The sequence below is a fragment of the Elusimicrobiota bacterium genome, assembly GCA_016721625.1.
Taxonomy (GTDB): domain Bacteria; phylum Elusimicrobiota; class Elusimicrobia; order FEN-1173; family FEN-1173; genus JADKHR01.
The window spans coordinates 483506-505711 of the sequence record JADKHR010000001.1 but is presented as its reverse complement, the minus strand read 5'-3'; the positions used below and the strand labels follow the sequence as shown (position 1 = coordinate 505711).

Below are 22206 nucleotides of genomic sequence, written 5' to 3'. Positions count from 1 at the left end.
AATTATGGATTACACCCAACGTGGCGGGGTCGACGTCGCCGTATTGGATGGGGCCCTGGGGGTGGACTTGATTCTGTAGGTATACAAATGTATAGTAGTCGAATGAACCCTCTGCCTCCCCCCAGCCGTTTGGTTTCCGAAAAGTTGGGGTTGCCCGCGGGGCGGTCGCGGGGGTTTCATGTGGTGTGGGGGCCCCATGGGGTTTCTCAATGGGTGTTGGAGGCCCTTTGCCCCTTGCTCGAGGGGGCGGCCAAGGTCTACTGGGTGGACGCGGCCAACCGTTTTGACGCCCACGGTTTTGCCAAGGCGGCCCAGGTCTTGGGTTTGGATCCCCGGGCGACACTTTCCCGGGTTCACCTGGCTCGGACGTTCAACGCTTTCCAACTGGCCGCCCTGGTGGCCGGAAAACTGCCTCGCCTTCCCGTGGCGCCGGTCGTTCTGGCCGACCCCCTGGCGCCTTTTTATGACGCCGATTTGGCCCTTGAGGACGCCCGGCGCGCCTTTGACCGCCTACGGTTCGGCCTGGCCGATGTGCCCGGGCCTGTTCTGGTCCTCCTAGTGGACCGTCCGGCGCCCCCCGACCGTGGTTTTTTTTCAGCGCTCCTCCTGGATCAAGCCCAAACCGTGACCCGCATCAGCGGCACTGCGACCGCGTTAGCGGAAGTGCCGCGTGGGAGCGGCCCGCCCCCAAGTGTCGGAATCTCTGCGACCGGCCGAATCAGCGGCACGGGCCTCCCCGTGCTGGAGAACTAATGGGCCGCACGCTCCCGACCATCGTCCAAACGCTTCATATGGAGGAGACCCTCTGGAACGGTTTCCGCCGGGCGCTTCGCAAAGAGGACCAGGAGGTTTTGGACGGGTTGTGGCGCTACGCCCGACGCCACGCCGCGCCTCTGTCCATGGCGAGCCGGCCGGTCCCCATGGAGGGAATTCTGATGGCGATGCTCCTGGGCCTCGCCGCGCGGTTGGCGGAACTTGAAAAACGGCTGGAGATGAAGGAGTCCGCGGATGCTCTGCGACGGGTGGATCTTTGATGCCTATCCTGTTTTTGAAGGGATGCGAGTGTGGGCCATCCTGGCGGATGGTCGGCGGGTCAGCTTTGTTGATGCGTGGCGGGCCCCTTTCATTGTGGAGGGCACTTCCTGGGCTCGGGCCCGGCCCCTTTTGGCGGAGGTCCGCGCCCCCCTCTCCATCGCCCCTCAAGAGGGCACGGACCTCTATTGCGAAATCCGTCGCCCGGGCTGGGAAGTTCGCGTTCCTCCTCCGCTTCATGGGGCCCTGGTCAAAAAGTTAAAACGGGCCGGGGTTCTTCTCTACAACGCGGACTTTCATCCCGTTCAACATTATCATTACGAACGGGGCCATTTCCCCCTGGCCTTCGGCACCTTTGAATTTGGCGCCGGACGCCTGAACCGATTTTTTCTCCAGGACGATCCCTGGTCGACGGACTATTCCATTCCCCCCCTGCGGTTCTTGCACCTGGCCCTGGCGGGTTCGGAATTTTCCGGTGCGGTGGACCCGAACCACGCGTCCCGCGGCGGGCTGGTGTTGCAACACGAGGGGATCACCCATGTCTTGGAAGGGGATCCCGCCCTCCAGTTGGAAAGCCTGGAACGGCGGCTGGAGGAATGGGACCCGGATGTCTTAACCACGGACTGGGGCGATAGTTACCTGGTTCCCCATCTCCTCACCTGGGCCCAACGCGCGGGCCGTCCGCTTCAACTCTCTCGCGATTTGGAGCGGGGCGTGGGGCGGAACGGTTCCCGCCCCCTCCTACAAACGGGGACGGCCCCTAGCGGAGGCCGCCCCTCCTACAAACGGGGACGGCCCCTAGCGGAGGCCGAAGCTATATGACCTACGGGCGGACGGTTTACCAATCGGGCGCGCACTATCTTTTCGGCCGGTGGCATCTGGATTTAAAAAACAGTTTCTATTTCAAGGAATGCGGTTGGGAGGGCCTCTACGAGATCGCCCGCATCGCCAAGATCCCCGTCCAGCGCGCCGCCCGCACGACGATTGGGACCTCTCTTTCCTCCATGCAGTTGGACGTGGCGCTTCGCCGGGGGCTTTGGGTTCCCATGGACAAGGCCCAGGCCGAGGATTTCCGCCCGGCTTCGGACCTGGTGGTAGCCGACAAGGGCGGCCTGGTCTACGAACCCGACATCGGCTGGTTCGAAAACGTCGCCGAATACGATTTCGTCTCCATGTACCCCACGCTCATGGTGAAACACAATATTTCCCCTGAAACGGTGAACTGTGAGTGCTGTGACCGAGGCGTGGGAGCCGAGGAAATGGTTGAAGGGCGCCAGCCCGGAAACCGTGACCGAGGCGTGGGAGCCGAGGAAATGGTTGAAGGGCGCCAGCCCGGAAACCGTGACCGAGGCGTGGGAGCCGAGGAAATGGTTGAAGGGCGCCAGCCCGGAAACCGTGACAAAAATTCCGTCCCGGAGATCGGCCATCACCTTTGCTCTCGTCGCCAAGGAATCGTGCCGGAAGTCTTGGTCCCGATCTTAAAGAAACGCGCCGAATACAAGCGCCGAGTCAAAGCGGGAGATCCTCAGGCCGCCGCATTCAAGGCCCGCGCCGACGCCCACAAGTGGTCGTTGGTGACCTCATTTGGTTATCTTGGATTTAAAAATGCGCGGTTCGGGAAAATTGAGGCGCATGAATCGGTGACGGCCTGGGGGCGCGAGACGCTCTTGCGTGCCAAAGATTTTGTGGAAGAGCGGGGGTTTCATGTCCTTCACGCCAACGTGGATTGCGTTTGGATTCAGGGGCGTCCTGGAATGGAGTATGAAGCCCTTCGACGTGAAATCGAGACGGCGGGCGGTTGCTCCGTGGGACTGGAAGGCGTCTATAAATGGTTGAGGTTCTGTCCCTCGAAGACGGATCCGCTTTCGGGCGTTCCCAACCGTTATTTCGGCGCCTTCAGAAACGGGGAGCTGAAAATCCGGGGGTTGGCCCTGCGCCGCCGGGACACGCCGGAAATATTTAAACGGATGCAAAAAGACATGCTGGCTGTTTTGGCGGAGGCGGAGGACGTGGCGGGGTGTCGGGCCCGGGCGGGGCGTTTGGCGGACATCGCCGATGGGGTGAGGGAACGGATCGCCATCGGGCGGGTGGAGGCGGCCGAATTGGCCGTGACTTTCACGCTGTCCAAGGATCCCTCGGACTACGTCGCCAACGGGCCCTCGGCCGTGGCGGTCAAGCGGCTGGCCGCTTCCGGCGTTCAACTGCACGCGGGAGAGACGGTGCGTTACGTGATCCGTTCTGCCGGAGACAAAATCGCCGAGATGCGGGCCACGCCCCTGGCCTTCGTGAGCGAGGCGCCGGAGGTGGACACCCGCAAGTATTTGGAACTCTGGGAACGTTGTCGGAACGAAATCATGGACGGGCTAGAAGGCCCAAAAGCCAACGCCGAGGAATTGCGTGAGATACCGGGAAGCGCCGTCGATGGCGTAGCTGAGCCCGACGTGGTGTTCCCCCAGGAAGCGCAAGCGAAAGAGCCGCAGTTGAAATCCGCCCGTGCCGTGAACGCGGCCCGGCACGCCCGCAAAGCGGCTCGGCTCAAAATAAGATCCCGCCCGAAAGCGGAGTCGTTGGGGCCGGAACTCCCATTCGGCCCCGAGCCGGGGGGTGACGGTCACGTGTTCCCCGGTCCTTTGAACGCGTTGCTCTAAAAACGATTCCACGCCCACGGCGTTTTCGGTCTTTCCCATGAGATCCGCTTGAAAGGTAAGGAGCAACGGATGGCCGGCCCAATAAAGTCCCCTGGCTTTTGTGAAAGAGGCGCCAACGGCCGCGGTGGCGGGCATGGTGACCTCCCGGGGGATCACCATGCCGTCCACGACCACCGTACCGGTGGCGGTCTGTGGAAAACGGCCGTCGTCTTTAATGGCACCGGATCCCGCCAAACCAAATCGCCAGGCTCCGCGGTTCGGATGCCAGAGCAGGCCCAGGGTCGCCCCGGAACCGGTTAAATGGAGGGTACGGGAGCCGGTGTCCTTCGACTGGCTTTCCGCGCTGACCGGGCGGATCCCGACCCCAAAGAAAAATTCCTTGGAGCGAGAAGCCCACCCCAGGTCCAGGGCTCCGACGTTGAAATTGAGCCGGCGGACCCCGTTCGACGTCTCCAGGTCATGCTGTTGGGAGACCGCGTAGAAGCCGCCCCCACCCTTTATACTGGAGGAGGCCCCCGGCGTTGATCACCTGGTTTTGGCGAAACACCGTCGACACACTGCCATTGTTATCGATGTCGTCGCCGTCGACCAAAAAGGAACCCACGGTCCCGTCCACCCGCCATGTCCCCGTTTGGGTGGAGCGGCGGAAGGCGGCGCCGGCGGGATTTTCCCAGAGGCTCTCTACCCCCTCGGCCACGGCGACATAGGCGCCGCCCAACGCGACTTTCCGGGCCGATCCGACAGCCACCGAGGGTTGAACCGCCACGCTGTAGTCGTTACTAACGATAGGTTCACCCGTGATTTCGGAAAACACCGGGACGGGCCCTAAAAAGGCTGTCAAAGGGAGAAATAAAAAAACGCGGGGGGCTTTTCGAATCATGTGGCCTTTTGTATAGTGTTTGGCATGGACCCTCTTACGGATCGACAAACTCAAATCTATCAGTTTCTTCAACAGAAAATCCAGACGAGCGGGTTTCCCCCCACGGTTCGGGAAATCGGTCGGCACTTCCGCATTTATCCGAAAGCGGTGCAGGACCATCTGGCGGCGCTGGAACGGAAAGGGGTTTTGCATCGGGCCAAGGAAACAGCCAGGGGAATTGTTTTGGAAGCCCGGGGGCTGGTGAGCGCCCATTTGCGCATTCCCATTCTGGGGCGAGTGCCGGCCGGAATGCCGCTGGAAGCCATTTCCGAAGTGGAGGATTATCTGGCGGTGGACGAAGCCATCGCCAAGCGCGCCAACTTCGCCCTCCGGGTCAAAGGGGACAGTATGGTGCCCGACCTACGCGATGGGGATTTGGTTTTGGTGCGAAACCAGCCCACGGCCCAAAACGGCGACATCGTGGTGGCCACGGTGGACGGCGGTGACGCCACCGTTAAGAAATTTCGCCGCGTCGGCCGAGATATTTTCCTGGAACCCACCAACAAGGCCTACCCCATCCTGCGAGGCCAAGAGCTGGCCGTGATTGGGTGCGTCACCAGCCTGATCCGAACCTTCTTTTAATTCAACTCCCGCACCCAATCCCGGAGGGCGTGGAACGTGCTTCGGAACGCCAGGGAGTCCCAGGGGATTTCGGCCGGGCGGAAAGCGCGAACTTCGAGGGATTCCGGTCCGGGGCGCGGCTCGGGCCCAGAAACCTTCGCTAAATAAACCATCGTGACGACCGCCGCGTCGGGGTAAGAATAGACCCGGGGCGGGCCCACCAGCGTGACCCGGGTGCGGATCTCTTCCAATGTTTCCCGGGCGGCTCCTTGCTCCACGGTTTCTCCCAGTTCTAGATAGCCGGCGGGGTGGCTCCAGAGCCCGTAGGCCGGTTCGATGGCCCGCCGGAGGAGGTAGATCTTTCCGTCTCGGACCGGGAGCGTCGCCGCCACGATTTTTGGATTTTGATAGACGATGAACTCGCACTCCGTGCAGATAAAACGTTTTTTCCCCTCCAACCGGATGTGGCGCCAGATCAACCCGCCGCCGCAACGCAGGCAATGGCGGATTTCTTTGGCGGCGGAAGCCCACCAACGTTTCGCCAACCCGGCGGTTTTAAAACCTTGTAAAATCCGCCGCTCTTGAAGAGGGTGGAGGTGCGTCGATTTTGGAGTTGGATTACTCTTTTTCATAGTCGATTTTAAAGGCGCGGGTCGACGCGTCGGCCGCCTTCAGCGGCCCTCCCGACCCGCCGCGACCCGCCAACTGCTCGTAAGGAACGTCCAGAAAACCCTCCAGCGCCTGGGTGAACTGGCGGCTCAGTTTCCCGAGATCGATTCCCGACCGGCGGGTTCCGAAGGGTTTCAATAGGTCCAGGCCCGAGTGGTAGAGCGTTCGCGCGCCGCGCATGTTTCCATTATACAGATGGTGCATGGCCGTGGCCACCTGGATCAATCCTTGGACGAATGGTTTTGAATCGTCGTAGGTTTCGTTCCACAGGTTTTCCCAAACTTCGTGGGCTTCAAAAAACTCCTCCCGGTTGAAACAGTTCACCCCTTCTTCCAGGCGAGGATCGTTCACTCTCGGCCCGCCGAAGGGCAGAGGTGTCGGACCAGGCATTCCGGGCACTGGGGTTTTCGCGCCCCGCACACCTGTCGGCCGTGGGAAATGAGCGCGTGGGAAAGCCAAATCCAATCCGCCTGTGGAACTTGACGCATCAAGTCTCGTTCGATTTTAACGGGATCTTTTTCCCGGGTCAACCCCAGCCGTCGCGAGAGACGCGTGACGTGAGTGTCCACCACGACGCCGGAGGCGATTCCAAACCCTGAGCCCAAAACGACGTTGGCCGTTTTGCGGGCGACCCCGCGCAGACGAAGGAGGGCGTCCATCGTTCGGGGAACCTGTCCGGCGTGTTCTTCGACAAGAATTCGGGAAGAAAGAACGATGGATTTCGCCTTCTGGCGGAAAAAGCCCGTGGACCAAATGATCTCTTCCACCGAAGGCAAGGTCGCCCGAGCCATTTTCTCCGGGGTTGGGTATTCTTTGAAGAGATGCGGCGTGACGTGGTTCACCCTCTCGTCCGTGCATTGAGCGGACAGGATGGTGGCGATCAAAAGCTGGAAGGGATTGCGGTGCGTGAGCGCGCAGGAGACCTGGGGATAGAGTTTTTTAAGAGCGACCAGCAATTTGTCCACGCGCGAGGCCATAACGGTATTCTCTCAAATTCAGTGGGCTTTTGGGCGGGCGCCGGAAACGCTAAAATAAACCCATGAAAATCTATACCAAGATGGGCGACGGCGGCGACACGTATTTGTTCGGCGGCAAGAAAGTTCGAAAAGATCATCCCCGGGTGATGGCTTACGGGGATGTGGATGAGCTGAACTCTGTCCTAGGCTGGGCCGAAACGCTGGCTCCGGGCCAGGCGCTCCGTCGCGCGATCCGGACGGTTCAATGGGAGCTTTTCACCCTCGGGGCCGATCTATCAACCCCGCTGTCCTCCCGGCCCCCAAACCGGTTCCCCGGATCGGGGCGGATCATATCGCCCGTGTGGAGCGTGAAATCGATCGATTGTCCGACCGCCTCCCGGAACTGAAAAATTTTATTCTTCCAGGAGGTTCCCCCCTGGGCGCTGTTTTGCACCAGGGCCGCGCCGTGGCCCGCCGTGCCGAACGGGCGCTGGTGCCTTTGCTGAAGAAAGACCGTTCCCTATCCCACGCCCAAATCTACCTGAACCGACTCTCCGACTACCTCTTCGTCTTGGCCCGCACCGCCAACCAAGCCGCCCGTCGTCTCGAACAAATCTGGAAAAACGAAGGATAATTCCCCACCCTGTTATGGACGGGGCACCCGGAGGACGGCGCCTTCGGAGCCGGAGGTGACCAGGGCCGCGTAGCGGGCCAGCCACCCGCTGGGGTTGTCCTTTGATTTTCGCGGTTTCCATGTTTTGGCCCGCCTCGCCAGTTCGGCTTTCGAGACGGCCACGGAAAGTTCCTGTTTGTCGGCGTTGATGGTGACCACATCGCCGTTTTTAATGAGCGCGATGGGGCCGCCCACGGCGGCTTCCGGGCAGACGTGGCCCACGACGCGGCCGTGGCTTCCGCCGGAGAAACGGCCGTCTGTCAACAAACCCACCTTGTCGCCCAACCCCTTGCCGGAAAGGATCGCGGTCAAGGACAACATTTCCCGCATGCCGGGTCCCCCCTTGGGGCCCTCGTATCGGACCACCACGACGTCGCCGGCCTTGATGGAACCTTTGAGAGCGGCTTGGGTCGCCGCTTCTTCGCCGTCAAATACCTGGGCGGGACCCGTGATGGTGGTGTTCGTCAGTCCCCCCACCTTGGCCACGGCGCCTTTTGGAGCGAGATTGCCCTTCAAAATCACCAACGGGCCCGTGGGCCGCAGGGGGTTTTTGGGGTCGCGGACGACCTGTTGACCCGGGGTCAGGCCTGGGAAAGACGCCAGGTTTTGGGCGAGGGTTTTTCCCGTGACGGTCCGGGCGTTTCCATCAATCATCCCGTGTTTCAACATCAGTTTCAGCACCGCCGGAACGCCACCCGCCTTGTGGAGGTCGTACATCACGAAGCGGCCGGACGGTTTGAGATCGGCCAGGTGCGGGGTTCGTTGGGCCACCCGTGTGAAGTCCTCCAACGTGAGTCGGATTCCAAAAGCGTCGGCGATGGCGATCAGATGGAGCACCGCGTTGGTCGATCCGCCCAACACCATCACGAGCGCCATGGCGTTTTCAAAGGACGTTTTCGTGACGATGTCCCGGGGCCGAAGCCCCCGCTTCAATAAATTCACGACGGCGCGGCCCGACGCCTCGCACTCCCGGGTTTTTTCCGGGGATTCCGCCGGATGGGAGGAACTGCCGGGCAGGCTCATGCCCAACGTTTCAATGGCGGAAGCCATGGTGTTGGCGGTGTACATTCCCCCGCAGGAGCCGGGGCCGGGACAAGCGGCGCATTCGATGCCCTTCACCGTTTTCTCGTCAATCAGCTTATTGTTGTATTGGCCGACGGCCTCAAAGATGCTCACGATGTCCACGTCTTTTCCTTGGAAGTGCCCCGGTTTGATGGTTCCGCCGTAAACGAATACGGCCGGCACGTTCATGCGGCCCATGGCCATCAGGCATCCCGGCATGTTTTTGTCGCACCCGCCGATGGCCACAAACCCATCCATGCGTTGGGCGCCCACCACGGTTTCGATGGAGTCCGCGATGATCTCCCGGCTGGGCAATGAGTAGCGCATGCCAGGGGTGCCCATGGAAATCCCGTCGGAAACGGTGATGGTGTTGAAGATCTGAGGGGCTCCCCCCGCCGCTTTGGCGCCAGCTTTTGCGGATTCGGCGAGTTTGTTAATGTGGATGTTGCAGGGGGTGATTTCGCTCCAGGTGCTGGCCACCCCGATCAGGGGTTTGTTGAAATCGGCATCTGTCAGGCCCACGTCCCGCAACATGGCGCGGTTCGGTGCGCGGTTCACGCCTTCCGTGATGGCACGGCTTTGGGCTCGAAGATCAATGGCTTTCGTTGATTTTGACATGACGTGCTCCTTAAGAAGGTTCGCTCAGTTCTTTGATGATCAATTTGGCAAGTTTCAAAATGTCGGACCGATCCCGGGCTTCGGGGGTGTTTTGGAGGTAAAGTTCCAGGTCCGCCAGCGCGGGCTGGTAATGTTTCAAGTGGTACCGGATCAGCCCCCGGTCCCGGACTTGGGACCAATCCTCAGGCGCCAAGAGGACCATTTTGTCGATGACCGCGTGGCCTTTGGCGAAAGAGTGCGATTCCATGTAGATATTTTTTAAATTGGTTAAAAGCCGAAAAAGGATGCCCCTGGCGCCCACGGGGTGGAGATGCTCCGGGGTGAGGGACATCCGGCCGTCGAATATTTTGGCGACCCGCTCGGCGCAATCTTTGGGGGTCATCAACTGTCCCTGGTGAAAGGGATCCACGTAAAAGGTCCGCCCTGGAGCCACCAGCCCCGTGATGAAATGCCCCGGCAGGCCGATCCCCACCATGGGAATATCCGCCCGACGGGCCACTTCCAAATAGAGGATGGAAAGCGTAATGGGGATTCCGACGCGGCGGTCCAGCACCTCGTTTAAAAAACTGTTTCGAGGGTCGAAGAACTCCTCGGAGTTCCCCCGAAATCCTTCCTCGTCAAAAAGCACCGTGTTCATGGCGGAAATAGTTCCGATGGGATCCCGGCCCGCCGTCAAATTTTCGGTCACCCGGGCGGCCAAACCCGCGATGCGGTCGAGGTAGGGTTGTTTTTCAAGCAGAGGGTATTCGTCTTGGGCAATGAAAAGAGAGGCCTGGGCCAGATCGATGGCCGATTCGTGAACCCGAAGGAGGCGGGCCAACGCTTCCCGGGGAGAACCGGCCTCGCTCATTGGGGGGCTCCGTTAAACAGCCCTTCCAGGTCTTTTAGGCGCAGGGCGGTCAGCACCGGGGCCACCCGGTCGGCGGCCGCCAGTTCATGGGCGGGGTAGGTCGTGGTGACGGCCACCACCTTCATGCCTGCCGCGTGGGCCGAGATCAGACCGTGTTTGGAATCTTCCACCACCAAGCATTCTCCCGGCGCGATATTTTTTCCGGGATACTTTTTGTTCAATTCTTCCAGAGCTTTCAAATAAGCGTCGGGCGCGGGTTTCCCGCGCTGGACGTCTTCGGCGGCCACCACGACATCAAAGTAGTGGCGTATCCCGGCGGCCTCGATCATCAGTAAAACTTCGTCCCTCAGGGCGCCGGAGGCCATGGCCAGGGGATATTTCTGGGAGACCGCCATGACGAATTCCACCACACCGGGAAGGATGACCAAATTTTGAGCGGCGGTCTTTTTGTAGAGATCGGTTTTTTGAGCGATGAGGCGGGCCCTCTCATCGTCAGGGAGCGTTTTGCCGTTCGCGGCGAAAACCGCGTTGAAACATCCCTTGTCGTCCATGGCCAGATATTTTTCCACGTAGTCCGTTTGGGTCAAAGAAATCCCCACCGAGGAAAGGACCTGTTGAAAAAGGCGAAAGTGCAAATGTTCGGAATCCGCGATCACGCCGTCGCAATCAAAAATGAGGGCTTTCAGCATGCCGAAGATTCCTTCGCCAAGCTCGAAAGGCGCCCCGCGGTGCGCAGATAGACCAACGCCTGTTCCGCGGCGCGGTGACCGCTTCGGCAGGCGGTTTCAATGGTGGGGGGCCAACCCACGTCCACCCAATCGCCGGCCAGAAAAATTCGCCAGCGGGGTTCGGACGGGAAGACGGTGTTTAATAAAATCGGGGGTGGGCGATGGCGTGGCCTGATGTTCCCAGAGAACGGAGGCGTGGAGGGGCTCCTCTTGAAAGCCGGGGAAAGCGCGCCGGAGGTCGGCCAGGGCCAAGGCGATCAGTTCTTCCGAGGTCCGTCCGAGGTGGGGTCGAGCGGCGCTGATCACCGCTGAAATTTGGCCGGCGGCGGTGGGGCCCCATAGGGTTTCGCGGTTAAAGATCCAATGCAAATCCATATCGAGCAGGCCCACCAGCGGTTCCTTGAAGGGCGGTTCTTTGAACCAGAGGTTGACCGCCACGATGGGAGCATGATCGTGTTTTTGTATCGGCGCAAAGGCCTCACGCAGGGGTGCGGGGGCGATTAATTCCGCGGCGGCGAGCTCGGTGGCGAGAACAAAAACCTCGGCGTCCACAAAGGATTCGCCGGCGACCTCCACAGAAGTGACTCGATTTCCTTCGACCCGGAACCCCGTCGCCTTTTGCCGCGCGGCCAGCCGCCCATCGGCCCGCTGGAGGTAAGGGCCCAGTTCCATGGACCAAAGCCGGTTGAGGGGCAGAGTGGCGTGGCCCATGGAGCGTGATTTACCGTCAGAAAATATTCCTTGTTGTAGCACGCAGAGCAGGGCCTCCGCCGCCGCGCGGTCGGGCTGTTCGTTTAAGGTGGCCAAACAAAGGGGGTCCCAAAAAGCCCGGCGGGCGCCGGGAGTTTGGCGAAGAGTCGTGAGCCATCGGGAAACCGTCAACGTCCGCACACGTTCCGGGGCCAAAAATCGAGCGCGGCCCAACCCCCACAACAGGGAGATCCGGTCTCTCCATTTCATTTCCCGAAAAGCGAAGATTCCCGCCAGGAGCCCCAGCCTCCCGGAAAACACCCGCGGTTCCAAAATCGAGCGGTGGCCCATTCTGTTGATAAAAGGAATCGAGAAGGATTTTCCGAAAAGAATCCGATCTTCAACGCCGAGGCGTTTCAGAAAGGCTCGGGTGTCGCGGTAGGAGCCCAAAAAAAGATGTTGCCCGTTGTCCACATCCTGCTTGGTGACCCCGTCTTTTAGGGAACTCGTCCGGCCCCCCAACGTGGCCCGCTCTTCAATCAACGTCACCGTGACCCCGGCTTCCGCCAGGGCGGATGCCGCGGCCGCTCCCGCAAACCCGCCCCCAACGACAACCGCATGGGCGCGTTCCCCCGCCCGGCTTTCAGGAGCGGGCCGGTCCATCGGCGGTGCGGTTTCGACGTGTTGATTTTCAGGCATAAAGAAAAATCCCCCACCCGGCCCGCGCGAAGCGGATCCTATTCGTCATACGGGACGGGGGAGGGTTTTTATTCGAAGGATTTATTTGAGCGCTTCCGCCACGCGGCCCACCAGGGTGGCTACGGGTTGATGATGAAGGTGCCGCGAAGCGCCAAGCCGGTGGCTTCGTCGTAAACGCCAAAAAGGCGGGAGACTTTCCCCGTCGGATCCGCGCCCATCAGATATTTCACGCCGGAGAGAAGTTTTTCTTCCCTCTGCCAGGCCAGGTGGACGAATTTCGTGTCGGTGGAGACGGAGATCACCTCAGCCCCCGCTTTGGCCAGCTCGTCGTGTTTCACGGCCACGTCGGCCAATTCCGTGGGGCATACGAACGTGTAGTCCGCGGGGTAGAACACCAAGACGGTCCATTTCTTGTTTTTCTTGAGGTCCGCCAGTGAGATTTTTTCGAACTCATGGCTTTTGGGGTTGAACACGTCCATTTCAAAGTCCGGCACCGCCTGACCAACTCGAACGACGTCACTCATGGGTTTCTCCTTTTCCTTTTTTCAAACTTAAAAATTCAACTTCTCTGCCCGTCGGCTCAGGCTTTTTTCGCCGCCTCGTCTTTCAGCCGAAGGATGAAATCCGCCAGGGGCAGAGCGCCGAGGTCTTTCCCCTCCCGGGTGCGCACCGAGACGGTTTTCGTTTCGGCTTCGCGCCCGCCGACCACCAGCATATAGGGGATTTTGAAGGGTGGCCTCTCGGATCTTGGCTCCGATTTTGTCAGCGGTCGCGCTCACGGACACGCGCAAACCTTCTTTTTTCAGAGCTCCGTAAACCTCGTCGGCGTAAGCCTGGAACTTGTCCGAGATCGGCAATACCGCCGCCTGGATGGGCGACAACCAAAGCGGGAAAGCCCCGGCATAGTGTTCGATCAAAACACCGAAGAATCGTTCCAAGGAGCCCAAGAGCGCGCGATGGATCATGAATACTTGGGTTTCGCCGCCTTTCTCGTCGCGGAAATGGATGTGAAACCGTTCCGGGTTGTTGAAATCCACCTGGACGGTGGAGCATTGCCACTGCCGGCCCAGGGAATCCTTGATCTTCAGGTCGATCTTCGGGCCGTAGAAAACGCCCTCGCCGGGATCGATGGTGTAGGGAAGCCCGACGGTCTCCAGGGCCTTTTTGAGCGCCCCCTCTGCGTGGGCCCATCCGTCCAGCGTCCCTGAATAGGATTCGGGGCGTGTGGAAAGTTTGATGTCGTATTCTTTGAAACCGAACATGGAAAGGATCTCGGTGATGATTTTTAGAATATCAACCACTTCCTTTTCCACCTGGTCGGGCCGACAGAAAATGTGGGCGTCGTCCTGGGTGAACCCTCGGACCCGCATCAGTCCATGAAGGACGCCGCTCCGTTCAAAACGATAAACGGTGCCGAACTCGGCATAGCGAATCGGGAGTTCGCGGTAGGAATGGAGCGCGGACTTGTAAATCAGGATATGGCCCGGACAGTTCATGGGTTTCAGGAGAAATTCCTGATTTTCCAATTCCATGGCGGGATACATGTTATCCCGGTAATAGTCCAGGTGCCCCGAAGTTTTCCAAAGAACGGAACGGGCCACATGGGGAGTGTAAACGAAATCGTATCCGTGCTCCGAGAGATAGTTTTTGAGGGTGTCTTCAATGATCCGCCGCATCACCGCGCCCTTGGGGAGCCAGTAGATGAACCCGGAGCCGCCTTCTTCGTGTTCGATGGAGAAGAGCCCCAAGCGAGGACCCAGCTCCCGGTGGTCTCGTTTTTTAGCCTCTTCGACTCGGGCGAGATAGGCGTCCAGGGCTTCTTTTGTCGGCCAGGCCGTGCCGTAGAGGCGTTGGAGCCTCTCGCGTTTTTCGTCTCCGCGCCAATAGGAGCCCGCGATCTTGGTCAGTTTGAAATGGCGGATTTCTTTTGTCGTCTCCACGTGGCCGCCACGGCAAAGGTCCGTGAAGGTTCCGTGGGTGCAATAAGTGACGGTGGGAGACCCCAGGTCGCGGATCAGCTCGACTTTGAAGTTTTCCCCTTTCTCGCCCCAAAAGGCTTTGGCATCTTCCGCGGAATGGGTGCTCATCACAAAGCGATGGTTCCCCGCCGCGATTTCCTGCATGCGGGATTCGATTTTTGGAAGATCTTCCGGAGTGAACGGGTGGGGGCAATCGAAGTCGTAATAGAACCCGTCTTCCACGGGAGGGCCGATGGTGATTTTGGTCCCGGGAAAGAGTTCCTGGACCGCCTGGGCCATGACGTGGGTCGTGGAGTGGCGGAGCTTCTGAAGATATTCTTGATTAGACTCGACGGATTCTTGAACGTCTGGCATTTGGGTTGACCCTGCTCCCGTGCCGCGGAGGGCACGTCTAAGTTGAAATGGTGCTCGGTACAGGACTCGAACCTGTGACCCCCTCCATGTCAAGGAGGTACTCTAACCAACTGAGCTAACCGAGCAAATGGGCGTTGCTTTTATTTCGCCCGTGCCGCGCCGTGATACGGGCTTCGATTCCCCCCCGCGCCGAAAACCGGCCTTCCACCTCGGCCCACCGGGGCTTGGCGCAGGAAACGACGGAGGCGAGAACCCGATTGACCACGTTCTCCGTGAATATTCCAAGGTCCCGAAAAGCGTTCAAATAAAGCTTCAACGACTTCGTCTCCAAAACCCACCGCTCCGGCTGATACCGAATGGTGAGAGTCCCGAAATCCGGCAGGCCGGTTTTTGGGCACACGGAGGTGAACTCCGGGAAGACCAATTCGATCCCGTACCCGGGATATTGGTTCTCCCAGCATTCAATGACCGGCAACGCTTCCTTTATGCCCGACCGGGCATGGCTCTCGGAGTAATCTCTTTTTCTTTGGCTCATGGTTCAGAGTGGAGGTGCGGGCCGGATTTGAACCGGCGAATAGAAGTTTTGCAGACTTCCCCCTTAGGCCGCTTGGGTACCGCACCGAGGAAGCCAAAGACGTATCTTAGAAATTTCCTTATCCGTTGACAAGGACACATTAGCCGCCCGGCTATTTGTTTTTTAGGTTTTTTTCCAATTCGCGTTCCGCTTCGGACACATCGACGCCCGTTGGTCGGAACGTTTCGATCAGCCAATGAAGGAAGGAGGTCCGATCCCGCCCGGTGGCGCCGGATTTGGAATTTTTGTAATAGGCCCAGAAGGCCGAATAATGACGGGAGGCATCGGCTTCCGCCCGTTCCAGGGCGGCCATTTCGATTTTGATAACGCGCGTATCCAGGCCGCGTTCCTCAAAATCTGAAAAGAGGACTTCCAACAGAGCGGCTCGATCTTCGATCGGTTCATTTTTCTTTATTTTGGCGGCGTAGGCATCGAGTACGGCGGCGTACGTTTCGGCCACGTCGGGCGTGAGCGCGGGGTTCGGTTCCATCGGCACCATGGGCAGGACAATTTCTTCGCGGCGAAGCGGGGCGGAAACGGAAACGGGATTCATCGGCTCCGCGTTTTTAACGGTCGGCCGAAAGTCCCGGGACTTTTTAATCGGGGAGATTTGGTCTCCGAAACGGAAGGTCATTGAAAGGATATGGCTCCCGGAAGATCCGGAGGCGTCGGAGAGCGCGTAGCCAAAGGCGTAGTCGAATTGCATTGGAAATCGCCGGTAGCTTAACCCCACGGATCCCTCTCCGCGCTCGTGGGACCCGGTGAGGATCCCGCCACGCAGACCTACGCGGGTGGTGATCCATCGTTCGACCCCCAAACTCAAGGCATCTTCCCGGCGGTCGGCGTACCGCACATGGCTGTAGTTGGCGGCCAGCAGGATCCCCCACCGCTGGGCCGCCCAGCCTAGGTCGAACGTCACCGGCGCGGGGTCGAAATCATCCCCAGCCGCCAAATCCGGACGAGTGACATTTCGCATGGCGGCGCCGATACGACCGCCGTTATTGAGTTTCCAAAGCGCGCCGACGTCGGCCGTGAAAACGGTGGTCGCCCGCGCGGAGGAAAGCAGTGGGTCCGCTCCGCCGCTGGTGACCCCCGTCTGGGTTTGGATCGCCCGGGAGACATCCGCCGAGGCCCCATACGTTCGGCGCAGGATTTTTCCGGTGGCACCCAAAATCGCCCGCTCGCCGAATTCCCGGGCGGCCGCGCCGCTCAATGTGTCTTCGGCGTAAAGGCCCCCCAAAGACGTCCGGAAAAAGCTGGCGGCGTAGGCCGCTTTCCGAAATCGAAGCGGTTGAGGCCGGGTGAAGCTAAGGAAAGCGCGGGAGATCCGCGAGCCGTCGTCTAAGCTCGCGAACGGTTGAGCGTAGGTGGTTGAAAACTCCGGTTTTTCCACCAAGACCAGCCCGGCCGGATTGGTGACGACCGCAAAGGAATCGTCCGAAACGGCGTTCAGCGCCTCGGTAAAACCCGCCTCCCGCGCTCCCAAGGGAACAGGCTCGAAAGAAGCGAGCAGGGCCGTTGGGCCCCCTAAAAAAGAGGCCATGGCGACTAGCCAACGTCCGATTATTGCATTCCTCCGACCGGTTCCGCTCATCGCATCACCACCACGGTGCCTGTCATGGTGCGCCCGGAAACAGAAATTTCATAAACATACACCCCTCCGGGGGCGGTATGGCCGTCCAGTTTTCCATCCCATATGAGCGTGTCCGGGGTTGGTCCCGGAGCCAGCGGAGCGGCCAGCGTCCCGCGCGCGTCAAAAACCTTTCCGGAGATCGTCGCCCGGTTGGGATTTTGTATCTCAAAGACGACCTGGTCGTTCCACCCGTCGCCGTTCGGCGTGAAAACACGGGGCCGCACCAGGACCAACGCCGTTCCTTCCACGGGGCCAGCGAGATGGATTTCGAAAAGTCCCACGCGTCCGCCCCGGTGAACCATGGTTTTTTCGGCGAGGCTCACTTCCGCTCGGACACGGGTGAAATCGACCCCGTTAAACCAAAAAAGGCCCAAAACGTCGGCCGCCGAATATTCCGGGATCCCCGGTCGAATTTCCCCGCCCGACACGGGATACCCGATAACAACCAGCGCCTCCGGCGGAAGGAAGACAAAATTGTTAAGGATCCCGCCTCCGTACCCCTCGAGAACCTGGAACTGCACGCTCTTGACCGTGTCCGGTCCTTCCCGCGAGGTTTGTCGGAGCCCTTCCAGGACCAGGTCCTCGGAGAGGCCCGTGTGCGTCCTCAACAGATTCCGGGCCAGCGTATCGGTCAGGCTAAAATAGGATGTGGGATCGTCGGATATGAAAAGGAGGCGGAGGTCCGTCCCATCTCCGCGGACCTCCATGAGCGCCGAATCGGACGAAGGATTGCCGCTGGTGTCCCTGGCGACCACACGAAAATAAGCGAGGGCGGGCGATCCGTCCAGCGGGGTGTCGAAACTGAACATGTTAATTCCAAGGGAAACAAGCGGAAGCCAGGGCCCCCACCGGCCCGTGGATTGAAAGAGATCGTAGCCCGCGAGATCGGCCGCTGGGGAGCCGTCGACATTTCGGAGGACTCGGCTCCAATGGACCCGGATTTGATTGGGGGACCCCGACAGGATTTCGCCCCACACTCCAGCCAAAGGGTTTGGAAAAATCAAGTCCGGCGGAGGGACAGGGATGGCGAAGAGGCTGGAGGACGGCGCGCCGGGCAGGGCGATCCCGGCATAGAGTGGCGCGCCCTTATCCACCGAGACCAGTCGATAGGTGTAAGTGGTGCCATTCACGAGACCCGTGTGGAGAAAAGACACGGTGGCCGAGCCGACGGCCAGCGAGAAGGCATCGAAGAAATCATACGGCGCCGTGGCGTCCACATCGATTCGGTAAAAAGCAAGATCCGAGACGGCCACGGGATTCCAGTGGAGAAGGACCTCGCGATCCCCCGGAAGGGCGGTCAGTCCAGAGGGCGGCGGAGGGGGAAGGTCCGAGGCCGCGGCAAAATTATTGTCGTTAACGCCGTCAGCGGGCCCCCCCCGCGTCCAGCCCCCTCGTTCGCCGAAATGGTTGGAGGCTTTGATCGCCCAATAGTAGGTCGCCCCGGGTTCGAGACCCGTGATCAATTGGACCGCCGCGCTCCCGGCCGGGGCGGGGGCCCAGGTTTGGACGTGGGAAGGCGCCACGTCAAAGTCCGCGTCACTTTCCAGATTTCCCGAGGTGGCGACCCGAACGTCGTAGGAGGACGCCGTTCCCGTCCCGTCGTTCGGGTCCGGATCCGTCCAGGCCAAAGAGAGCGCTCCCTCCAGGGCGGGCGCGGGCGTTATTTGGTCCCCTGTCAGGGCGCGGAGGTCCGAAATTCCATCCGGCGGCGGACGCACGACGACCGTCAACGCGACCGCGTCGGTTGATGAAGCCTGGAGGAACGGGGGGCCCGTGAGGAAAGCCAGGGAAACGAGAGACAAAAGGACTCCCCCCCTCCGGGCGCATGCCCAGAAGACCGGTTCGCGACGGCCCGTTGAAAGAAACCAGCGCTTCATGGACCTCCTTTACGACGATCGATAGTCGACGGCGTTATTTTCCCTCCCCCGGTTTCACGGTGAGATAAAGGCGGACCGCCTGGTTGAGGACGGTGGTCAACCCAGGCAATTCGACTTTAAGGACCGATAGATACCGGCCTCCGCGAACGTCGGCGGTTTTGGGGACCCGGACACGCACGGTGAATTTCTTCACCTGGTTGGCCCCGACTTTAAGCCCCTTGCGCGGGGCCTCGAGCCACTCCGTGGGGGCGGCTGAGACCTCCGACCCTCCCACCAGTCCCACCTCCTCCGGCCGAACGGACGAGAAAAAGAAGGTGAAGGTCTCGTCCGAGGTATTGGCCAGTTTGAGCGGGAGCATCACCTCGCCACCCGGCTCCATCGGTTCGGCGTCCAGCCGCGAAGGAAGAAGGCTGAAACTAACGTTTTTGAACGATTCAACCTTCTTCCGTTGAGCGATTTCTTCGGGACCGGCGCGGCGGGGCGCGATGGTGAACCGGAGGGTGCTGTTCAACCCCGCGGCCAACGGTCCTTTGGTCACCATGCGGGACATTAACTGCACTTGGTATCGCTTCCCCAAGTAACGATCGTCGTCCGGTACGCGGATGACGACGTCGGTCGCCACCGTCTGTCCCGGCGGCGCCGTGATTTCGGGCGCGGTGACGCTCACCCAAGCGGCGTCGGGCACCGGTTCGAACCCCGCGGACGCCATGTTGGGATACCGGTTCGAATCCGGAACGACGACGTCGATTCGGAGATCCACGGCCGTTTCGGACTTGTTGGTAATGCTGAGCGGGAGGTTGACCAACTCTCGCGTGTTATAGGTCTGCCCAGGTTGGAGATTTTCAACGGTGACGAGGCCGAAAGGGGTTGAGAGCCCAAGGGAAAAAACATCCCCCGGAAGCCCCACGCAGGCACCCCAAACGACCAGCGCTCCCGCGATGATTTTTTTCATGCGGTTCGCCCCTTCCCATCGAAGTGGCCCGGCTACCCGGGCCGATGAACGATGACGGCGGTGAAGGGTTCCTCTAGAACGTTGACGCGACAACGGCTTGCACGGTCACCGTGAGGGTTTGCACGTTGCTGCTGGAGGTGGTCGTGGGAGTTTCCAGCTTGAACCAGAGGGTTCGGCTTCCCGCAGCGGGGACGTCGTTCCCGTTGGAAGTGCCGTCCGTGAACGCGGAGGACGTCAGGTTTTGGTAAGACGTGAGGATGTCGAACACGCTCCAGGTTCCTCCCCCCACGGCGGGCCGGACGGCCGCCAACTGAGCGGACAGGCGGACCGTGTCGGGACCAGGCGCCGCGGTGGTGAGGTTCCAGTTGGCGGTGAAGGTCGAGGCGTTAATCTGCCAGTCTTCGGTGAGCGCGGTCGAGCTGTTTTGCGCGGTGACCCCGGTGGCCGAGACGGTGGTGATGTTGATGCCTTGGCTCCCGAAGTCGTAGGTGGCTTCCACGAGGTTGATATCGAGGGCTCCGCCGATGGTGACGGTCACCGTCATGTTATCCGTGGTCGCCGCTTGGGCTTTCGAGGCGAAGACCGCCCATCCGAACAACACCAGCACCGCCGTTGCGATTTTTCTTTTCATGGTTCATTTCTCCTTTTGATTTCATTTCCGCCCTTGGGCGGGAAAATGGTTTCAGGGGCCCGCGACCACCGTGATTTGGAAGTCTTGTCTTCCGGGAACGCTGGAGGACGTGGGAGTCTCCAAAAGCATCCAAAGGTTTCGTTCGGCTGTTGGAGCAACGCCCGCGCCCGTCTGGGTGCCGTCGATGCTGAAGGCCAACGCGCTCGAGTTTTGCCCTTGGGGAACCATCCGGTCCTCCGGGCCGAACTGGGCCGGAACGGGTCGGTTGACGTGGAACCCCGCGCTCAAAGAAACGCGGTCGGGAGCCGGGCTCCCCGAGGTCATGACCCAAGGGCTCCCCGCCGTCGTCGTCGCGGCGGCCAGGCTCCAGGTGGAAGGGAGCGTCCCATTGTTGATCACCCGGATCGTGGAGGTGGATACCGTCTGGGTGGACTGAGAAAACAATCCGAAATCGTAACTGGAGGAGCTGATATCAACTGACAATAGGGAGAATTGGGCCCATTTGGAGGGAACGTTTGATAGCTCCGCCTGATTGCCGTCGGCGTCCCGCGCCTCCACGGCAACGAAGTAGGTCGTCCCAGGGATCAAACCCGTGATGGAAAAAGAAGGTTCAGCGACGTTTGGAAGTTGGGGGACGACGATGTTGGCGGAATCCAAGGCGGTCTCGAAATCCGATTGCGTTAAGATCGCCGCGGGGAAGGGGGAGTATCGAACCTTGTAGAGCGCGGCGCGGCCTTCTCTTCCGTCAGCGCCGGGAGCCGACCACGCCAGCCGAAGTTCGCCGGAAGCGGGGCCCGTGGTCACGGCGAGGTCCGTGATCGTCCCGGGAAAAAAGAAGGTTCGCATGGGGCCCCCGAACAATCCATGGGCCCCGGAGGCGGTTTCCCCTTGAACCGGAGCCCCCAGGGAGGAGACGACCCGCCAACCGTTGGAGATGGACACCTTTGACCCGCCGCCCGACGTTTTCGCGTCCCGCGCGATCCTATGGGAGGTCCCGGTTAACCCCGCGGCCAGGAGAGGCGATCCGCAGAGGAACAAGGCCACCCATCCCGCTCGTCGCGCGAAGATCGGCATCAGAAGTCTCCCTCCTCTTCAAACCCTTAGTGGCGGATCACGCTGACTCGATAGGTGGCCGCCGCCGGATCGATGGAACCCCCTCCGATGTTGGCGAGCCGAACCGTGACCGTGTTACCCGCGGAAACGTAGGCCATGGCCATAAGGTCGGCCGGCAACGTGCCCGGCGGGCCCAGGGCCACCGTGTCGCCCACGGCGGCGCCGGTCACCGTGAGGGTTAGTTCCGCGGTGGTGTTTTTGGCCATCGATGGGAAATCAAGGGATTGGGTGGCCGAAAGGTAGGCGGTGACGGGGGTTCCCTGTCCGCCGACTTTCAATGACCCGCCGGTCCCATCCACCTGGAAGGCGGTGGAGCTCACGCGCACATTTCCGGATCCTCCGATGGTCAAATATTGTTGTTGGTTGGTAAAGAATCGAATCCCCCCGCCTGAAATATAGGCGCTGTCTGAGGTTAAGCTTTCTTGAATAAAACCGAACCCAAAATCGTTCAAGTAAACGTTTCCCCCTAGCGGACTCGCGATCGGAAAGGTCAATCCCGATCGGGAAATAAGGCCTGGGGATGGCGCGTTGGCCGTCGTGGTCGCGTTGATGATTTTAATGGAACCGTCCGCTAAATCCAATCGTTCCAACGGATTTACCGTTCCGATTCCCACATACCCGGCGCTCGAAATGATGACACGCACCAGATAGTCGTTGCCGAGCCCCCCCGATGGATGATAGGTGGTGAAAACAATTTTCCCGCCGCTGGTGGGGCCGGCGTTTTCGTCAGAAGCAATGAGGCTGACGTTTCCTTGATTGTTGGGGGCGTCCTTTCCCCAGAGCTCGATCCTCCCGCTATCCACGTCATAAGGCGCGCCAAATATATTCATTTTGTCGTTGGTCGCATCGCGCCCGATCCAGCCGTTTGGTTTCAAAAGCCCGGGGAAGGTGTAGCTTTCGTTTTGGAATGTCCCCCCATTGATCTTGAGTGGATTGATTTCAGCGGTGTTTTTGATTTCACCGTCCGCGATGCTGGCAGTGGCCACAC

Annotated in this window: 21 protein-coding genes, 2 tRNA genes and 2 pseudogenes; 6 read left to right on the top strand and 19 right to left on the bottom strand. The window is 60.3% G+C overall.

The window, feature by feature from the left end:
* The first annotated feature begins 87 nt into the window (after nt 1-87).
* From IPP35_02150 to IPP35_02135, 4 genes are read left to right on the top strand one after another with little or no spacing between them, the layout of a single operon-like run.
* Nucleotides 88-753: a hypothetical protein gene (locus IPP35_02150; GenBank protein MBL0057928.1), complete on the top strand. Its 666-nt coding sequence runs from the start codon at nt 88-90 to the stop codon at nt 751-753.
* Nucleotides 753-1034: a hypothetical protein gene (locus tag IPP35_02145; protein MBL0057927.1), complete on the top strand. Its 282-nt coding sequence runs from the start codon at nt 753-755 to the stop codon at nt 1032-1034. Before IPP35_02150 ends, IPP35_02145 begins: the two co-directional genes overlap by 1 nt.
* On the top strand, nt 1009-1854 hold the full coding sequence (locus IPP35_02140) for a hypothetical protein (protein ID MBL0057926.1): 846 nt from the start codon (nt 1009-1011) through the stop codon (nt 1852-1854). The genes IPP35_02145 and IPP35_02140 overlap by 26 nt, the downstream gene beginning before the upstream one ends.
* Nucleotides 1851-3680 carry a hypothetical protein gene (locus IPP35_02135; GenBank protein ID MBL0057925.1) on the top strand — a complete coding sequence of 610 codons (1830 nt, stop codon included), beginning with the start codon at nt 1851-1853 and terminating at the stop codon, nt 3678-3680. Before IPP35_02140 ends, IPP35_02135 begins: the two co-directional genes overlap by 4 nt.
* 457 nt (nt 3681-4137) lie before the next feature.
* Here IPP35_02135 and IPP35_02130 read toward each other — a convergent pair whose 3' ends face one another.
* Nucleotides 4138-4560, bottom strand: a complete 423-nt coding sequence (locus tag IPP35_02130; GenBank protein MBL0057924.1) for a hypothetical protein — start codon at nt 4558-4560, stop codon at nt 4138-4140.
* 24 nt (nt 4561-4584) lie between these two features.
* Here IPP35_02130 and lexA point away from each other — a divergent pair, with 24 nt between their 5' ends.
* Nucleotides 4585-5181, top strand: coding sequence for a transcriptional repressor LexA (gene lexA, locus IPP35_02125; protein ID MBL0057923.1), 597 nt, complete (start codon nt 4585-4587; stop codon nt 5179-5181).
* Here lexA and IPP35_02120 read toward each other — a convergent pair.
* Genes IPP35_02120 through nth form a run of 3 tightly spaced genes read right to left on the bottom strand, consistent with a single transcriptional unit; the run spans nt 5178 to nt 6806 of the window.
* Complete coding sequence (locus IPP35_02120) at nt 5178-5792, bottom strand: NUDIX hydrolase (protein ID MBL0057922.1); 615 nt, start codon at nt 5790-5792, stop codon at nt 5178-5180. The genes lexA and IPP35_02120 overlap by 4 nt on opposite strands.
* On the bottom strand, nt 5779-6180 hold the full coding sequence (locus IPP35_02115) for a DUF309 domain-containing protein (protein ID MBL0057921.1): 402 nt from the start codon (nt 6178-6180) through the stop codon (nt 5779-5781). The genes IPP35_02120 and IPP35_02115 overlap by 14 nt, the downstream gene beginning before the upstream one ends.
* Entirely contained in the window at nt 6177-6806 is a 630-nt protein-coding gene (gene nth / locus IPP35_02110; GenBank protein ID MBL0057920.1) for an endonuclease III, read from the bottom strand. The genes IPP35_02115 and nth overlap by 4 nt, the downstream gene beginning before the upstream one ends.
* Before the next feature lie 62 nt (nt 6807-6868).
* Between nth and IPP35_02105 the strand changes: the two are divergent.
* A pseudogene (locus tag IPP35_02105) lies at nt 6869-7419 on the top strand (cob(I)yrinic acid a,c-diamide adenosyltransferase).
* Nucleotides 7420-7431: 12 nt separating this feature from the next.
* Here the strand turns inward: IPP35_02105 and ilvD are convergent.
* From ilvD to IPP35_02030, 15 genes and pseudogenes are all read right to left on the bottom strand, one after another.
* The gene (ilvD, locus tag IPP35_02100) at nt 7432-9138 is read right to left on the bottom strand and encodes a dihydroxy-acid dehydratase (GenBank protein MBL0057919.1); all 1707 of its coding nucleotides are present in this window, start codon (nt 9136-9138) and stop codon (nt 7432-7434) included.
* A 10-nt stretch (nt 9139-9148) separates the two neighbouring features.
* On the bottom strand, nt 9149-9988 hold the full coding sequence (locus IPP35_02095; protein MBL0057918.1) for a transglutaminase family protein: 840 nt from the start codon (nt 9986-9988) through the stop codon (nt 9149-9151).
* Nucleotides 9985-10677, bottom strand: coding sequence for an HAD family phosphatase (locus tag IPP35_02090; GenBank protein MBL0057917.1), 693 nt, complete (start codon nt 10675-10677; stop codon nt 9985-9987). Before IPP35_02090 ends, IPP35_02095 begins: the two co-directional genes overlap by 4 nt.
* Before the next feature lie 96 nt (nt 10678-10773).
* The gene (locus tag IPP35_02085; protein ID MBL0057916.1) at nt 10774-12069 is read right to left on the bottom strand and encodes an FAD-dependent oxidoreductase; all 1296 of its coding nucleotides are present in this window, start codon (nt 12067-12069) and stop codon (nt 10774-10776) included.
* 155 nt (nt 12070-12224) lie between these two features.
* On the bottom strand, nt 12225-12629 hold the full coding sequence (locus IPP35_02080; GenBank protein MBL0057915.1) for a redoxin domain-containing protein: 405 nt from the start codon (nt 12627-12629) through the stop codon (nt 12225-12227).
* A gap of 56 nt (nt 12630-12685) precedes the next feature.
* A pseudogene (thrS, locus tag IPP35_02075) lies at nt 12686-14438 on the bottom strand (threonine--tRNA ligase).
* A gap of 48 nt (nt 14439-14486) precedes the next feature.
* A tRNA-Val gene (locus IPP35_02070) sits at nt 14487-14563 on the bottom strand.
* Complete coding sequence (queF, locus tag IPP35_02065) at nt 14554-14973, bottom strand: NADPH-dependent 7-cyano-7-deazaguanine reductase QueF (GenBank protein ID MBL0057914.1); 420 nt, start codon at nt 14971-14973, stop codon at nt 14554-14556. Before queF ends, IPP35_02070 begins: the two co-directional genes overlap by 10 nt.
* A 9-nt stretch (nt 14974-14982) precedes the next feature.
* Nucleotides 14983-15059: transfer RNA gene (locus tag IPP35_02060), tRNA-Cys, on the bottom strand.
* Nucleotides 15060-15124: 65 nt separating this feature from the next.
* Nucleotides 15125-16555: a hypothetical protein gene (locus IPP35_02055; protein MBL0057913.1), complete on the bottom strand. Its 1431-nt coding sequence runs from the start codon at nt 16553-16555 to the stop codon at nt 15125-15127.
* A gap of 47 nt (nt 16556-16602) precedes the next feature.
* Nucleotides 16603-18447, bottom strand: a complete 1845-nt coding sequence (locus IPP35_02050) for a gliding motility-associated C-terminal domain-containing protein (GenBank protein ID MBL0057912.1) — start codon at nt 18445-18447, stop codon at nt 16603-16605.
* A 109-nt stretch (nt 18448-18556) separates the two neighbouring features.
* A complete protein-coding gene (locus IPP35_02045) occupies nt 18557-19474 on the bottom strand; it encodes a hypothetical protein (GenBank protein MBL0057911.1) in 918 nt (305 codons plus the stop codon).
* Between the two features lie 73 nt (nt 19475-19547).
* Entirely contained in the window at nt 19548-20105 is a 558-nt protein-coding gene (locus IPP35_02040) for a hypothetical protein (protein MBL0057910.1), read from the bottom strand.
* A gap of 51 nt (nt 20106-20156) precedes the next feature.
* Nucleotides 20157-21179 carry a fibronectin type III domain-containing protein gene (locus IPP35_02035; protein MBL0057909.1) on the bottom strand — a complete coding sequence of 341 codons (1023 nt, stop codon included), beginning with the start codon at nt 21177-21179 and terminating at the stop codon, nt 20157-20159.
* Between the two features lie 26 nt (nt 21180-21205).
* A complete protein-coding gene (locus IPP35_02030; GenBank protein ID MBL0057908.1) occupies nt 21206-22204 on the bottom strand; it encodes a hypothetical protein in 999 nt (332 codons plus the stop codon).
* Nucleotides 22205-22206: the final 2 nt, after the last annotated feature.

What these genes read in the sequence shown, in the direction of transcription:
- ilvD (MBL0057919.1), bottom strand. Translation starts at nt 9,138, where the DNA reads ATGTCAAAATCAACGAAAGCCATTGATCTTCGAGCCCAAAGCCGTGCC.
- IPP35_02130 (MBL0057924.1), bottom strand. Translation starts at nt 4,560, where the DNA reads ATGATTCGAAAAGCCCCCCGCGTTTTTTTATTTCTCCCTTTGACAGCC.
- IPP35_02055 (MBL0057913.1), bottom strand. Translation starts at nt 16,555, where the DNA reads ATGGCCTCTTTTTTAGGGGGCCCAACGGCCCTGCTCGCTTCTTTCGAG.
- IPP35_02080 (MBL0057915.1), bottom strand. Translation starts at nt 12,629, where the DNA reads ATGAGTGACGTCGTTCGAGTTGGTCAGGCGGTGCCGGACTTTGAAATG.
- nth (MBL0057920.1), bottom strand. Translation starts at nt 6,806, where the DNA reads ATGGCCTCGCGCGTGGACAAATTGCTGGTCGCTCTTAAAAAACTCTAT.
- IPP35_02040 (MBL0057910.1), bottom strand. Translation starts at nt 20,105, where the DNA reads ATGAAAAGAAAAATCGCAACGGCGGTGCTGGTGTTGTTCGGATGGGCG.
- queF (MBL0057914.1), bottom strand. Translation starts at nt 14,973, where the DNA reads ATGAGCCAAAGAAAAAGAGATTACTCCGAGAGCCATGCCCGGTCGGGC.
- IPP35_02135 (MBL0057925.1), top strand. Translation starts at nt 1,851, where the DNA reads ATGACCTACGGGCGGACGGTTTACCAATCGGGCGCGCACTATCTTTTC.
- IPP35_02145 (MBL0057927.1), top strand. Translation starts at nt 753, where the DNA reads ATGGGCCGCACGCTCCCGACCATCGTCCAAACGCTTCATATGGAGGAG.
- IPP35_02150 (MBL0057928.1), top strand. Translation starts at nt 88, where the DNA reads ATGTATAGTAGTCGAATGAACCCTCTGCCTCCCCCCAGCCGTTTGGTT.
- IPP35_02035 (MBL0057909.1), bottom strand. Translation starts at nt 21,179, where the DNA reads ATGCCGATCTTCGCGCGACGAGCGGGATGGGTGGCCTTGTTCCTCTGC.
- lexA (MBL0057923.1), top strand. Translation starts at nt 4,585, where the DNA reads ATGGACCCTCTTACGGATCGACAAACTCAAATCTATCAGTTTCTTCAA.
- IPP35_02090 (MBL0057917.1), bottom strand. Translation starts at nt 10,677, where the DNA reads ATGCTGAAAGCCCTCATTTTTGATTGCGACGGCGTGATCGCGGATTCC.
- IPP35_02120 (MBL0057922.1), bottom strand. Translation starts at nt 5,792, where the DNA reads ATGAAAAAGAGTAATCCAACTCCAAAATCGACGCACCTCCACCCTCTT.
- IPP35_02140 (MBL0057926.1), top strand. Translation starts at nt 1,009, where the DNA reads ATGCTCTGCGACGGGTGGATCTTTGATGCCTATCCTGTTTTTGAAGGG.
- IPP35_02085 (MBL0057916.1), bottom strand. Translation starts at nt 12,069, where the DNA reads ATGGACCGGCCCGCTCCTGAAAGCCGGGCGGGGGAACGCGCCCATGCG.
- IPP35_02095 (MBL0057918.1), bottom strand. Translation starts at nt 9,988, where the DNA reads ATGAGCGAGGCCGGTTCTCCCCGGGAAGCGTTGGCCCGCCTCCTTCGG.
- IPP35_02045 (MBL0057911.1), bottom strand. Translation starts at nt 19,474, where the DNA reads ATGAAAAAAATCATCGCGGGAGCGCTGGTCGTTTGGGGTGCCTGCGTG.